Annotated in this window: 12 protein-coding genes; 6 read left to right on the top strand and 6 right to left on the bottom strand. The window is 38.5% G+C overall.

What is annotated here, in order from left to right; genetic code table 11:
- Positions 1–243: 243 nt before the first annotated feature.
- A complete protein-coding gene (locus I6E11_RS12970; RefSeq protein ID WP_235338585.1) occupies positions 244–993 on the top strand; it encodes a NigD1/NigD2 family lipoprotein in 750 nt (249 codons plus the stop codon).
- Here the strand turns inward: I6E11_RS12970 and mutS are convergent.
- Positions 986–3604, bottom strand: a complete 2619-nt coding sequence (gene mutS, locus I6E11_RS12965) for a DNA mismatch repair protein MutS (protein WP_235338587.1) — start codon at positions 3602–3604, stop codon at positions 986–988. The two genes, I6E11_RS12970 and mutS, sit on opposite strands and share 8 nt — an antisense overlap.
- A 110-nt stretch (positions 3605–3714) precedes the next feature.
- A complete protein-coding gene (locus tag I6E11_RS12960) occupies positions 3715–4518 on the bottom strand; it encodes a CPBP family intramembrane glutamic endopeptidase (protein ID WP_235338584.1) in 804 nt (267 codons plus the stop codon).
- Positions 4519–4835: 317 nt separating this feature from the next.
- On the opposite strand from I6E11_RS12960, the gene I6E11_RS12955 reads away from it, so the two are divergent.
- Both I6E11_RS12955 and I6E11_RS12950 read left to right on the top strand, forming a co-directional pair.
- Positions 4836–5342, top strand: coding sequence for a flavin reductase family protein (locus I6E11_RS12955; RefSeq protein ID WP_235338583.1), 507 nt, complete (start codon positions 4836–4838; stop codon positions 5340–5342).
- 9 nt (positions 5343–5351) lie between these two features.
- Positions 5352–5789, top strand: coding sequence for a putative signal transducing protein (locus I6E11_RS12950; protein ID WP_235338582.1), 438 nt, complete (start codon positions 5352–5354; stop codon positions 5787–5789).
- Between the two features lie 78 nt (positions 5790–5867).
- Here I6E11_RS12950 and I6E11_RS12945 read toward each other — a convergent pair whose 3' ends face one another.
- The 3 genes from I6E11_RS12945 to I6E11_RS12935 form a co-directional block, all read right to left on the bottom strand.
- Positions 5868–8696 (bottom strand): glycoside hydrolase family 3 N-terminal domain-containing protein, encoded by a 2829-nt coding sequence (locus I6E11_RS12945; protein ID WP_235338581.1) that lies wholly within the window; start codon positions 8694–8696, stop codon positions 5868–5870.
- A gap of 97 nt (positions 8697–8793) precedes the next feature.
- A complete protein-coding gene (locus I6E11_RS12940; RefSeq protein ID WP_235338580.1) occupies positions 8794–9573 on the bottom strand; it encodes a radical SAM protein in 780 nt (259 codons plus the stop codon).
- A gap of 92 nt (positions 9574–9665) precedes the next feature.
- Positions 9666–11675, bottom strand: a complete 2010-nt coding sequence (locus I6E11_RS12935; RefSeq protein WP_235338579.1) for a helix-hairpin-helix domain-containing protein — start codon at positions 11673–11675, stop codon at positions 9666–9668.
- Between the two features lie 128 nt (positions 11676–11803).
- Here I6E11_RS12935 and I6E11_RS12930 point away from each other — a divergent pair, with 128 nt between their 5' ends.
- A complete protein-coding gene (locus I6E11_RS12930; protein ID WP_394800136.1) occupies positions 11804–12388 on the top strand; it encodes a DUF4294 domain-containing protein in 585 nt (194 codons plus the stop codon).
- Between the two features lie 74 nt (positions 12389–12462).
- Here I6E11_RS12930 and I6E11_RS12925 read toward each other — a convergent pair whose 3' ends face one another.
- Positions 12463–13008 carry an RNA methyltransferase gene (locus I6E11_RS12925; RefSeq protein ID WP_235338586.1) on the bottom strand — a complete coding sequence of 182 codons (546 nt, stop codon included), beginning with the start codon at positions 13006–13008 and terminating at the stop codon, positions 12463–12465.
- Between the two features lie 475 nt (positions 13009–13483).
- Here I6E11_RS12925 and nadA point away from each other — a divergent pair, with 475 nt between their 5' ends.
- Both nadA and I6E11_RS12915 read left to right on the top strand, forming a co-directional pair.
- Positions 13484–14473 (top strand): quinolinate synthase NadA, encoded by a 990-nt coding sequence (nadA, locus tag I6E11_RS12920; protein WP_235338577.1) that lies wholly within the window; start codon positions 13484–13486, stop codon positions 14471–14473.
- A 237-nt stretch (positions 14474–14710) separates the two neighbouring features.
- Positions 14711–15038: DUF6057 family protein (locus tag I6E11_RS12915; RefSeq protein WP_235338576.1), on the top strand; the 328-nt coding region annotated here is incomplete at its 3' end.

Here is a 15038-nt window from a genome sequence, read left to right as displayed (position 1 = left end):
CCGATTATACTACTTGAAAGCATGGAGATAGGGATAATACGGAAATATAGAAATCATACTCTATGAAAAATGAGAAACCGATGATTATATAACGAAAAGAGGATGCATCATTTTGACACACCCTCTTTTTTGTTATATAAACCATTATACCTTTTTAACAGATTCATATGCACGATATTCCATAATAATGCATTTAACGAATAAACAAACATTCAAAGTTAACACGTTAAAGATTAAATTATTATGAGACTACATTCAATTTTAAGACATGCACTGGTAGCTTCGGTTGCCATATTCTCACTGCAGTCGTGTAATAACGACGATGACAGCTATGATTATTCCCTTCTTTATCCTAATACACTGGTAACTGTAAAGACTGACGCCAACGATACTTTCTTCCTCCAGCTTGACGATGAAACTACATTGCGTCCTGTAAATGTAACTAAATCACCATTCGGAGAAAAGGAAGTAAGAGCATTAGTTAACTTCGACGAAACTGAAGATCCGGCAAACGGTTTCAGCAAAGCTGTACATATCAACTGGATAGACAGTATTCTCACTAAGCCTATAGCTGAAAATCTTGGTGACGAAGAGAATGATAAAGTTTATGGAAACGACCCGGTAGAAATCCTTAACAACTGGATGACAGTTTCGGAAGACGGTTATCTGACGCTACGTTTCAGCACTGCGTGGGGAAATACAGGAACAAAGCACTTTGTAAACCTCATTTCAACTAACAATCCTGAAAACTTATACGAGGTTGAATTCCGCCATAATGCATTTGGCGATATTTACGGACATCAGGCAGATGCACTTGTAGCCTTCAAACTGGACGGAATATTGCCAGACACAGAAGGAGAAACTGTAAAACTGAAACTTATCTGGAATTCATACAGCGGACAAAAGAGTCATGAGTTTGACTACTGCACACGCCAGTCAACTCCGGCTAATCCGGAAATGACAAGCGTGAGAGCAAAGAATTTCATCAATTAAGAATTTTCTTTATTTCATTTAATTTGTTCAAAGCTTCAACAGGGGTGAGATTATTGATATCCAAATTGATAATTTCATCCCTTATTTGGCTTAATACGGGGTCATCGAGCTGGAAGAAATTCAGTTGAATACCGTCGGATGACGATGATGCCTCTTTTTTCTTCTTTATTTCAGAAGTAATCTCCTTTTCCTTTCCGGATATAGAACCCTGACGGTTTTCCTTCTCAAGGAGTGCCAGAATCTCGTCAGCACGCTTAACTATGGACTTAGGCATACCAGCCATCTTCGCTACATGGATACCGAACGAATGTTCGCTGCCACCTCGCTCTAATTTACGAAGGAAAATCACCTTATTGTCTACTTCCTTGACAGATACATTATAGTTCTTTATACGGCTGTATGTACGTTCCATCTCGTTCAACTCATGATAGTGGGTTGCAAACAGAGTACGTGCCTTAGCCTTAGGATTTTCATGTATATGTTCCACTATAGCCCATGCTATGGATATACCGTCGTATGTAGATGTTCCACGTCCAAGTTCATCGAACAGGACCAGACTGCGCTGTGAAAGATTGTTCAGAATATCAGCAGCCTCGTTCATCTCAACCATAAACGTTGATTCTCCCACAGAAATATTATCACTCGCCCCCACACGTGTGAATATCTTATCAACGATACCTATGTGTGCACTCTCGGCCGGCACAAAACAACCTATCTGCGCCATAAGAGTAATAAGGGCAGTCTGTCTTAACAATGCAGACTTACCGGCCATGTTAGGACCCGTAATGATGATAATCTGCTGTTTCTCCGTATCGAGATAAACATCATTTGCTATATATTTCTCGTCAAGAGGAAGTTGTTTTTCTATCACAGGGTGTCTTCCCTGGCGGATGTCCAGAACCTCATCCTCTGATATTACCGGACGGATATAACCATTAGCCTTCGCAGCCGATGCAAACGAAAGCAGACAGTCAAGAACTGCTATCTGAGTAGCATTTATCTGTATAGCAGGAATAAACTCAGCCAACGACATTACCAGCTCGTTATAAATACGTGTCTCAAGTGTAAGAATCTTGTCCTCGGCACCAAGGATTTTTTCTTCGTATTCCTTCAGTTCCTGAGTAATATATCTTTCGGCATTCACAAGAGTCTGTTTTCTTATCCACTCGGCAGGCACCTTATCTTTATGTGCATTACGCACCTCGATATAATAACCGAATACATTGTTATAAGCAATCTTCAGACTTGGAATACCAGTAAGTTCGCTCTCTCTCTGCTGAATCTGAAGAAGATAATCTTTTCCTGAATATGATATACGTCTAAGTTCGTCCAATTCTTCGGACACACCATCGGCTATCACACCACCTTTATTGACCAACAACGGAGGGTCATTGTTTATTTCCTTTGCTATCTTGTCGCGGATAGACACACATAGATTAAGTTGTTCGCCTATCCTGCGAAGGCTCTCGTTATCAGCCTCCAGACAAGCCATCTTGATAGGTTCAATAGCCTGCAGAGCCACTTTTAACTGTACAACCTCGCGTGGAGAGATTCTTCCTACAGCAGCCTTCGAAACTATACGTTCCAAATCTCCTATTCTGTGAAGGCAATCTTCAATTTCTTCCTTAAATTCCGGATGACGGAAAAAATATTCCACTACATCTAGCCTTCTGTTAATAGGCTGAACATCTTTTAGTGGGAATATAACCCAGCGTTTCAGCATACGTGCACCCATCGGACTTATGGTATGGTCTATAACATCCAGCAGACTAGTTCCACCATCATTCATACTTCCCATAAGTTCAAGGCTACGAGCCGTAAACTTGTCTATACGTACGTATTTTTCCTCTTCTATACGCGAAAGCGATGTGATATGCCCAACATGCTCGTGCTGAGTCATTTCAAGATACTGAAGAATAGCTCCTGAAGCTATTACACCATTCTTCAGATGTTCCACACCGAAACCTTTAAGATTCTTAGTCTCGAAATGTTTAAGCAGTTTCTTCACAGCAGATGTCTCGGTGAAAACCCAGTCATCAAGTTCGAAAGTAAAGAATTTGGTTCCGAAATTGCCTTCGAACATAGGTTTCTTTCCACGTTCGAAAAGCACTTCCTTAGGAGCAAAATTATTGAGAAGTTTGTCGATATAATCAAGTTTTCCTTCGGCAGTCATAAACTCACCGGTAGAAATATCCAAAAAGGCCACTCCACAGGCAGTCTTTCCGAAATGAACGGCAGCAAGGAAATTGTTCTCCTTATAAGAAAGAATATTGTCACCAATGGCCACACCCGGTGTAACAAGCTCTGTTATACCGCGTTTAACCAGTTTCTTAGTGGTTTTAGGGTCTTCCAGCTGATCGCAGATAGCCACACGTCGTCCGGCTCTGATAAGCTTTGGCAGATATGTATCAAGTGCATGGTGAGGAAATCCCGCCATCTCAATAGACTTGTTCTGTCCGTTGGCCCTTTTTGTAAGGGTAATGCCCAAAATCTCGGATGCTGCCACTGCATCTTCCGAATATGTTTCATAAAAGTCTCCGCATCTGAAAAGCATAATAGCATCAGGATGCTTCGCCTTCAGGTCGAAAAACTGCTTCATCATGGGGGTCATTACTACTTCGCTGTCTTTTGCCACGGTAAAATCCTTTCTTTTATATAGTTTGATATAAATTTATTGTCATGCAAAGATACTCCAAAATCCACGAATATCATTTATGCCTACTAGTTATTTTCTTCATTCCACTGCACCGACTCCTTCACCACCTTCTTCCGGATGATGAAAATGCAGACTATCGTAAGAATCATTCCTACCACTGCCAAAGATATAGCCCCATCATCACCAAGAGATGAAATCATGGTAGCATCAGGATCACCCGACAAGAAATAAAGCAACACAGAACTGCCATTATTGATAAAGTGCATCAACATTCCAGGAATAAGGCTTCCAGTTAGATAATACATCCATCCAAGAGCCATTCCCACGACGAATGCAAAAGGAATCTGAGCCGGATTACCATGCACCACACCGAATATCAGCGACGATACCACAATGCCAAGATAAGGCATTTTCCACTTTCGCATGAGATGTCCCTGTATGGCACCGCGAAACAGAAGTTCTTCCACAAGTGGAGCCATCACTACAATGGATATTACTCCAAGCGGATTGTTCATCATCTGCTCGAACACATCCTTCATATTGTCCGGCAGTCCGGCGAGCTCGCTGAAATAGTTAGTCCACAAACCCATTGCCACGATAAATATAGACGAGACTAATAATACTGCCCATTTATTAGATGTTCTCAATTTAAAAACATCAACAGATACATATTTCCCCAGAACTACATGAAGACCTATAGCCAAAGTGGAAAGAAACTGTGCCCACATAATTACAGACATATATCCACTGCCTGACATATCCGGCATTTCCATGACACCGTTTTTCAGCATAAACACTCCGGTAAGCACTCCGAAAAACGCCAACTGATAAGCAAAATAGAGTAAAAGTAATTTTATTGTACGTCCCATAAAAAATCTGATTTATTACACCACAAAATTATACAGTTTGACGTAATAAACCAAGTATCATGAGAAGTTAGGAAAATTCATAATCACAAAAACACAAACATCTTTTGGTGCTGACTATAGTCGGCAATGCGTCCTACTATAGTCGACAATGCTGCTGACAATAGTAAGCAGTTCTGCCCACAATAGTCGGCACCAAGAGATAATACTGCAAATTTTTACTCTTTACAGAAATATCCACAGCCGGTTTTTCTTATTTTACATTTGTCTTTCCGCCAGTCTTTAGCTATTTTTGCCAAACACTAATATAAATATAGAAAATGAAAGAAATAAACGTATCACAATTGGCAGACAATATGATTGAAGCCATCGGGAAAGAATGGATGCTTGTAACCGCAGGTTCACAGGAAAAATTCAACACCATGACAGCCTCTTGGGGTGGCACCGGGGTGTTATGGGGAAAAACAGTCGCATTTATTTTCATACGCCCGGAACGCTACACATACGAGTTTATTGAAAAATGTGACACTCTCACATTGTCATTCCTTGGCGAAGAAAATAAAGCCATCCATAAAGTGTGCGGTTCAAAGTCCGGACGCGATACAGACAAAATAGCTGAAACAGGCCTTATTCCGGTTATGACAGAAAATGGTAATATCACATTTTCACAAGCACGTCTTACACTGGAATGCAGAAAACTTTACGAAGACGATATAAAGCCAGAAAAATTCATCGACAAATCTCTTGACGGTAAATGGTACGGCGAAGGACACGGAAACTACCACAAGATGATTATACTGGAAATAGAACATATCTGGAAAAAATAATATTATCATATGAGAACCGTAAAACTTATAACATGTAACGAATCCTTTCAGGCAAGACTGATAAAGGGTGCATTGGAGAATGAAGGAATAGCAGTAGCAATACACAATGAAAACACTTCAAGTGTACTGCGTGGAATGCCTGTCAGCATCACAGGGATAGACTTATTTGTGTATGAAGACGACTACGAAAGAGCAATGTCTATTCTTGAAAACAATCAGATGATTCCTGAAAGACTGATTTACTGCCCGTATTGCGGTTCGAAAAACATTAAATTCATATTGAGAAAGAGACACAGGCTACGTGCCATTTTTTCAACTGTAATTGCTATGCTTGCAGCTGCTCCTCCGGGAACAGAACATTGGGAATATATTTGTAATGACTGTGGAAAAGTATTCGACAAGCCTGTAGGAAAAAACAATGTCACTCCTGAGAATGACGAAACGTAAGTATATAATAACAGCTGTTTAAACAGTGTTTGAATGGTATTTGAACATTGTTTAAACAGCTGTTGATTTATCCGATAATTATTCCTTTATAATATTTACATCAGCCACTCCCACACGGTCGTCGTTAAGCAATATTCTAAGGTCGCTGGCTGTTGTTCCCTTAAATTTATAGGTTATTGGCTTACCGTATTCAGTTACTGTACCACTATACACAGTCAGAAACTGTCCGCCACCGCCTGAAAGCTGTATCTCGAAAGTAGAAGGAAGACTATTCTCACGCACAAAAGTTATTGACACTTCATCCACCTTAGGATTTTCCTTCATTGCAAATGTCAGATAGTCACCCTTGTTTCCCTGCCAGTAAGTAGCATTATCATCATCAAGCACTTTCATCACATCTTCCGGATTAGTGCTTGCCGATACAGACTTTTCCGGTTTCTCGGCTTCCAGACGTGCATTGCGTGTATGATAGTCTTCTACGTTAAGCACCACAGTCTGTCGGATATCCTCGGACGATGCTCCTGCCATCACCACAAACTCTCCAGATTCTACCACCCACTTCATATCGGCATCAAGGAGTTCAAGATGCTTTCTGTCGATAGTAAACTTCACTTCTTTTGTTTCTCCCGGCTGCAAGTTAACACGTTCAAATCCGGCAAGATTCTTTTCATATGTAGTGACACTGCTCAATACATCGCGTGTATATAGCTGTACTATTTCGTCACCAGCCACATTTCCTGTATTTTTTACTTTCAGAGTAACTGTAGCTTTCTCATTAGGAGTGATGACTTTTGGACTTATCTGTATGTCTGAATACTCAAAAGTGGTATAGCTCAAACCATAACCAAACGGATAAAGAGCACCGTTGATGCGCGACATATTACCGTCAGGACCGGGATTCTTTCCTCCATCAACCTGTGAAGCTGGCTTGGCTGGGAAATTGAAAGGTATCTGTCCCACAGTCTTAGGGAATGTAACGGTGAGTTTTCCCCCCGGATTATAGTCGCCAAACAATACATCTGCAACTGCAGTTCCTCCTTTTGAACCAGGATACCATGCTTCAAGGATTGCAGGAACAAACTTATCGGCCCAATTGACAGACAGCGGACGTCCATTTATCAACACAAGAATAACAGGTTTTCCTGTAGCCTGGACAGCCTGTAGCAACTGCAACTGACGGCCCGGAAGTTCCAGACTTGTACGCGATTTGTTCTCTCCACATGTACGCTGCCCTCCTCCCAAAACAACTATAGCAACGTCTGATTTAAGTGCGTTTTCAACAGCCGTGTCAATTTCCTTTTTCTCGTCTGACGTAAGCGGATAATCTATAATTTCACTTTCCGGCCAGTTTGCATCAACAAGGTCACACCCTTTGATATAAAGGACTTCTGCCTTTCCTGCCACCTTATCCTTTATCCCTTCAAGAACTGTAGTAACTTCCACTGCAAGAGGTCCATAGTGTGTAAGTGCATAGCCTTCTTCATAGGCATTAGGACCACACACTGATATTGTCTTCACTTTATTGATATCTAAAGGAAGAATATTATTGTCGTTCTTCAGAAGTACGATACTTTCACGTGATGCCTGAAGAGCAACCGCCTCGTGTTCCGGGTTTTCAACAACCTTGTCAGCTTCTGCCAACTTCATCTGATATGGAGAATCAAACAATCCGATAAGGAACTTCACTCTCAATATATCGCGTACTCTGCTGTTGATAGTCTCCTCGCTAATACCACCTTCCTTAACAAGCTCTCTCAACGGTTCAACATACGATTCCGGCGACCGAAAAGTACATCTTACGTTCAGCCCAGCCTCAACACTCTGACGTACGGCTTCTTTCATATCCTTTGCCGTTCCATGCTTGGTATAGAGATATTCCACTGCATCACTGTCAGAAACTACATATCCACGGAATCCCATTTCTCCACGCAGACGCTCAGTAAGCCAATAGTAACTTCCCTGGACAGGAATACCGTCATAATCATTATACGAACTCATTACTCCACGCAAGCCTGTTTCCTGAATCACTCTCTTGAAAGGATATACATGTATCATCTCAACTTCGCGAGGTGACATCTGAGGGTCAACCCGTGCCATACCTTCGCGTGCTCCCTTGTTATTACTGTAAGCTACAAAATGTTTTGCGGTAGCTGCCACTTGATAATCTTTTTGCATTCCCTTAACCATCTCTATACCGAGTTCGGCTACAAGGTAAGGCGATTCACCATATACTTCTTCATATCTTCCCCAACGCTGGTCACGACCTACATCAAGAATAGGTGCATAAACATTGGTATATCCTAACATACGAGCCTCATATCCGGTTATTTCTCCTATACGGCGCACCAGATTTCTGTTCCATGTATGACCTATACCAAGCTGGGTAGGGAAGTTAGTAGCACGATAGCTCTCCACACCACGAATACCTTCGTTAGTGAAATCAACAGGAATACCTAGCCTGGTTTCTTCTACAAAAAATCTCTGAACTTCGTTCAAAGCCCATGCATGACGTGATGCCGGCCACACGTTAGGATTGTCCGATGGAGGAAGCCCCCACTGTTGAAAACCGTTAAGATGTTCATCTATGGCACCTATACCGTCTTTCCACAACGAAGTTTTCCATTCCGGAGTGGGAAGATCGTCTTTCAATACACGTTTATAACCATAAAGGGTTACCATCTGACATGTTTTTTCTTCCATAGTCATCTGGCTTAACAAGTCTTCTATACGACTATCAATAGATGCAGAAGGATCTTCGTAAACATCCTTAACACCATTTTTATTGAAATCTATCCATCCTTTATGGTATATTTCCTTTTTAACAGGCTTATAAACAGAAGGGATTTTTTGAGCAGAGACACAAGTTCCACCAATGACAAAAAGTGATAATGCGATTAATATTTTCATATATAAGTAGTTATGAATAAGGTTTGTACAAAGATAATCAATTATAGTTCACATACCAATATTGCAAAGCTTATTCATAAAAAAAGTGCTTCGTAAATCAATACGAAGCACTTGCCTTTATTCCTGCATCTTCAAGCAGATGTAATATTCTGTCCAATTCTTCATGAGTGGCTTTCTGCAGATGAGTATCCGGTGTCTCTCTGTCAATAGTGTAAATCATCACCTGACGGGGAGCTATTTGCTTAACAGTTTCAAGCCACGGGAGTACATAATCATCGTGAGTATTGTCTACATCCACCCCCTCATCAGTAGTTCCTTTTAGGAACATTGTCTGAATTATTAACTGACCGTTAAATGCTTTCATACAGTCAATTACACGATTCAAATCATAGTTTCCAACAGGTTTATCAACAGTATTTATATAGTCAATATTCACCGTATCAAGCTTCAGAATATTATTGTCAACTTTCATCAAAGCATCGAATACATCCTGTTTATGAATGAAAGTTGAATTACTCAACACACTTACCTTTGCCTGTGGAAAATACTTGTTTCTAAGTTCTATAGTATCATCAATAATTCCGGCAAAATGAGGATGGGCAGTAGGTTCACCATTTCCGGCAAATGTCAATACATCCGGAAATGGTCCGTTTGCTTTCATGTCTACAAGCTTAGCTTCGAGAGCCGCCTTTACTTCTTCGCGGGTTGGAAGTTTTTGTTTCGGACGGTGTTCTTTATTATAACCGCACTCGCAATATATACAGTCGAAAGAACAGAATTTACCGTCTGCCGGCAAAAGGTTGATTCCCAATGAAACTCCAAGACGACGGCTGTGTATTGGTCCGAAAATTGGAGATGGATATATTATTGTTGACATGGTTTTGTAGTTTTATAGTTGTTAGTTGTGTAGTTATTAGTTGTAGTCAAATGCAAAAGTAAGGAAAATATCAGTATGTTATCAACAGGTAGTTACCATTTTATTCTTAACTGGAATTGTATATCTGCCTTATTATTCCCCTGTATTTCTTCTGTATCAGAACTGATAGTATTTCTGTCTGTATAGTGCGTCCACCCGAATTTAGCCTGAAACATAAGGAATTTCCTGTAGTTATATTGTAATTTCAAAGCAGTTCTTGTTCCTTTACCATAGAATGAAGACATGGAAAACGCATAAAGCAAACCTGGTTCATATAGATATACACGTGCGTTATAATCCTCTGTTGAAAACCATGCACCACTTACGGAAGCTCTTACGGGAAACGATTCATGACTTAAATTAGCAGTAGCGGAAACAAGAAAACCGTTTGTAGTTCCCTGTCCCCAATACCCTGTATTGGTATAATCAGCCAGAAATTTAACAGAGTTATTATCATTCAGTGAATAATTCACCTGATATCTTGCCCTATGACGGATATAAGGCAAAACATACTTCTCATCATCTATAGAATAGTTCTGAGCCTTGTTTTTTATGCTGTACTTTATCAACATAGATAGTGAATTGCTATGTGAATAACTTAACTGACATACTCCCTCTATTCCTGATGTACCTGCCATATCTACACGATATCTTTTCCACGAAAAATAAAAGTAATCAACATAACATAATAACTTTGTATTCTGTATAGCACTGGTTTCCAGACCTAAATAAATACCTGCCTCATTTTGTGTTCTTGAATTTTCACCAAAAGAACTGGCATAGATACTCTGATATTTCTTGTCGTAATACCTGTTGATAAGTGTTATATCAGTATCAACAGTCGGTGAATAACATAATGAATTAATTGTTGCAATTGTTCCACCTTTATCAACTGCAGTCTCTCCTGAAATCATAAGCTTATCAAAGAAGAATTTATAGAATACTCCTGTATTGAAGAAATCCTTTCCACGAGGATAATAATGATTGTAAGGCTGATAGTCAGGATTCAACACTTTATCAAAACAATTATAAACAGCTGTTAATCCATATTCAACATTCTTTCCATTATATGTTAAGTTACTGCCAATCACGTGATTATATATTGTATTTTTCTTTTCCATATCCTTATACAGCCTATGATATCCATCAGTTTTCAACGACCTTATGAACTGGTTTTCAACACGTGCATCCATGTTTCTAAACGAATAGAAAAGCGTTGCATCCCATCTTTTCGACAACTTATAAGTAGCAGCTATTCCCTGTAGATAATTATACTCACCCGTAGAAGTGTACTTGGTTATTCCCTGCCCAGTACGCCTTAGTGATGAAGAAGAAGTGTATTTTCCCATACTGAAACCCATGTTCATAACAAGACCGTATCCAAACGATGCCTTATAATTACCTAAAGCCACAGACTTGAACCGACCAACATTCTGCAAATAAAGGTAAGCCGAATAAAAGTCATATCCTTTTTTATTATAAAGACTGAAGAAAGGCTCTCCAGGATCTTTATCCGCTGTCAGTCCGAAATATACCTGTTTGTTATACTCAAACCTGTATCGAAAATTATTATAAAACGAACTGCCATAATATTTCTTGTTAGGACTGTCAACTAGTACATTTTCAGGATAATCCGCATATCCGGCTTTCTGATTTAACGGGATATCAACACGTGTTGTCAATTCCTGCCTGTTGTATTTCATCATACGTTTGAAACTGAAATGTTCTTCCTCATTTGCCGGACCTACATAAATGAAATGTTCAAGAAACTTCCTTGTCTGCCAGTCCATTCCTTCAACTCCAAGCAACTCATTCTTACTCACCACAGGACCATACTTATAAACATAATAAAGTATGTTTTCTATAATCTTATCCGAGAGAAAGGGCAACTGCTCAAGCTGTTCCTTAGTTACAGTATTAAAATTGAACGGATTCTCGGCTATTTCTGCAAGTTCTTCATACTGTTCAAACAACATAGCCATATTCTCATCATCGACTGACATCTCCTGCCATTCAATAACATCAGACTGAGAATATAAACAAGTTATAAAAATATAACTCATTGAAATATAAATAATTAATCTATTTATCCACATAATGTTGATAAGATTATAAACAATAAAAAAATAACACTTTTATCGACCATATAATTGTTTTTATTCCTATTTTTGTGCCAATGAGTAAATATATGATATACATATTAACAATAGTGTGCTTTTTAACAATTCCAGAATTGAAAGCACAAGATATTCCTCAGCACAAAGGATATATGGTAAAAGTTTGTGTCTATAAAGGAGACACTATACCATATATAACTCTGAGAAACGTATATGTATACCCTAAAATTAAGTTTAAAAATAAAAAACAGGAAAAATATTACTATAAACTGGTAAGAGACGTAAAGAAAACACTTCCCATAGCTAAGGAAATAAGAAACATAATAATAGAGACATACGAATATCTGGAGACACTTCCTGACGAAAAGGCTAAAGAAAAACATATAAAGGCTGTAGAAAAAGGACTGAAGGAACAGTACACCCCAAGAATGAAGAAATTGACATTTTCACAGGGTAAACTGTTGATAAAGTTAGTAAACCGTGAATGTAACCAATCATCGTATCAACTGGTAAAAGCTTTTATGGGACCATTTAAAGCAGGATTCTATCAAACATTTGCCACACTGTTTGGTGCCAGCCTCAAAAAAGAATATAGACCGGAAGACGAAGACGAAATGGTGGAACGTGTTATTACCCTTGTTGAAAACGGACAGCTATAAAACATTTATCCACACTGTAAATACATTGAAATCAAGTATTTATAGTGTGGATAATTACTTTATCAATAATGTTATTAACAGTTATTTCTGAACTCCATCAATTTGTTTGCGAACTCCCATAACACAATTCCTGCCGTAACAGATACATTCAAAGAATGTTTAGTGCCATACTGAGGTATCTCTATACATCCATCACACATATCAACCACTTCCTGTTTTACTCCTTTAACCTCATTTCCCATGACTATTGCATATTTCTTATTCTTATCCAGAACCATATCACCAAGCATGGTACTACCCTCACACTGTTCAATTGACAGGACTGTATATCCAGCCTCATGCAGTTCATTTACAGCATCTTGAGTATTCTGACAATACTTCCAGTCAACAGTATTTTCAGCTCCCAAAGCCGTCTTGTGCATCTCTGCATTAGGAGGAGTAGCAGTAATTCCACAAAGATATATCCTATTCACAAGAAAAGCATCCGAAGTACGGAATACAGCACCAATGTTATGCAAACTTCTCACTTCATCAAGTACCACTACCAGAGGAAGCTTATCTGCCTCCTTGAATTCTTCCACCGTCAGACGGTTCATTTCCGTTATTTTCAGCTTTCTTATTTCAGACATATCTATATATTTACAATTACTGTCCGCAAAGATAGAAACAATATTAATAACCCTGTTGAAATCTGTTGAAAAGGTGTATAAATAGTGTAGAAAAGATGAGAATAGATTTTTAAAACTATTTCTTGCATTTCCGAAACAAACATTTATAAGTCTCTATAAACCAACAATCCAAAAAACTAACCTAAAAGTTTCCGAAACAATTTGAACACAATTTTAATAAGAAATGAATAGCTGATAAACGGAAAGTTTTTAACTTTGCACAATATCAACAAAATGTTAATATACCAATTAAGTACTGAATTATCAGCACTTAACGCTGTTGAATCGTTATTAATACATACAGCACTTATATTAATAACTTAAAAAGCAAGAAATACGGTATTATTTTTGCCAACATAATCAACAGCCTATTAATAGCATCATAGGATTTCTTTTAAAAAGAAGAAAAAATAAAATATTTATAGTTATGAAAGAAGAATGGTTGAAAAAGGGTTATGTGGATGAACCCGTGGACAAGACAATAGACTTGAAAACCGAAATAGACAAACTCCGCAAGGAAAAGAATGCAGTGATATTGGGACACTTCTACCAGGCGGACGAAATACAGGAAATAGCCGACTTCATTGGAGACAGTCTTGCGCTTGCTCAGTGGGCAGCAAAGACCGATGTCGAAATAATAGTGATGTGCGGTGTCCACTTCATGGGAGAGACAGCAAAGATACTTTGTCTTGACAAAAAAGTTCTAATTCCGGATTTCAATGCAGGATGTTCGTTAGCCGACAGTTGTCCTGCTGACAAATTTGCAGAGTTCGTGAAGCAGCACCCTGATCACACAGTAATTTCTTATGTAAACACAAGTGCTGCTGTGAAGGCAGTGACAGACGTAGTGGTTACATCTACCAATGCCAAGCAGATAGTGGAAAGTTTTCCTGCAGAACAGCCTATCATCTTCGGTCCTGACAAGAACCTTGGAAACTATATAAACTCTGTTACTGGCCGAAATATGCTCCTTTGGGACGGTGCATGTCATGTGCATGAAAAATTCTCTGTAGAGAAGATTATAGAGCTTAAAAAGCAATATCCTGATGCAGATGTGCTGGTTCATCCGGAATGTAAGGGAGCTGTGGCCAAACTGGCAGATAAGATAGGGTCTACAGCCGGATTATTGAAACATGCAATGAACAGTGAAAAGAAAGACTTTATTGTAGCTACTGAAAGTGGTATATTGTTCGAAATGCGACGCAAATGCCCTGAGAAGAATTTCATTCCTGCGCCACCGGAAGATAGCACTTGTGCTTGCAATGAATGCAACTTCATGCGTCTTAACACTCTGGAAAAACTTTACAATACATTGAAATACGAATGGCCTGAAGTTGTGGTGGACGAAGCAATAGCAAAAGAAGCTATAAAGCCTATAAAGCGTATGCTTGATATATCCGCAAAACTTGGATTGTAAAAAAAGAATACTAATGTTGTGGTAATTACTTATTTACCACAACATTTTTGTTTTATTACATCACAGTTATATTGAAATCTAAAGTGTAAATACAAAATTTGTTTTAGTCTGAGTATGAAGAAATTATCCTTATCCATAACAGTAAATTATATTATCCTCCTATTAGTATCTTTATATCTTACAATAATAACCAACCGTTATTATGTCAAATGAGTAGAAGAAAAGTCTTTTTTTTCGATGGCAAAGTATTTCTTTTATGATAATAAAAATACTTCTGGAGGGTTACTTTCGTATTTGGGATTATTTTTTACTCAGTTCTATTATTATCCGTTTCTGGGTTCAATAATATTTATATTATTGTTATCAACAATACCATTATTGCTTAAAAAAGCATTCCCTAATATATGCGGCAGTATAAATTCATTAATGTTTGTTCCGTCGTATATGCTTTTGCTTTCAAACATTATTTTAGGTTATGAACTAATAGTGTTGAAATCTTCAGGATACATGTTTACCAATACAATTGGTATAATAATATCCTTATTACTATACATAGTTTATAGAC

The organism is Bacteroides caecigallinarum (genome assembly GCF_021531075.1).
In the GTDB taxonomy this organism is placed as follows: Bacteria; Bacteroidota; Bacteroidia; order Bacteroidales; family Bacteroidaceae; genus Phocaeicola; species Phocaeicola caecigallinarum_B.
The sequence above is the reverse complement of the archived record's forward strand: the minus strand, read 5'-3'. Positions and strand labels throughout refer to the sequence as shown.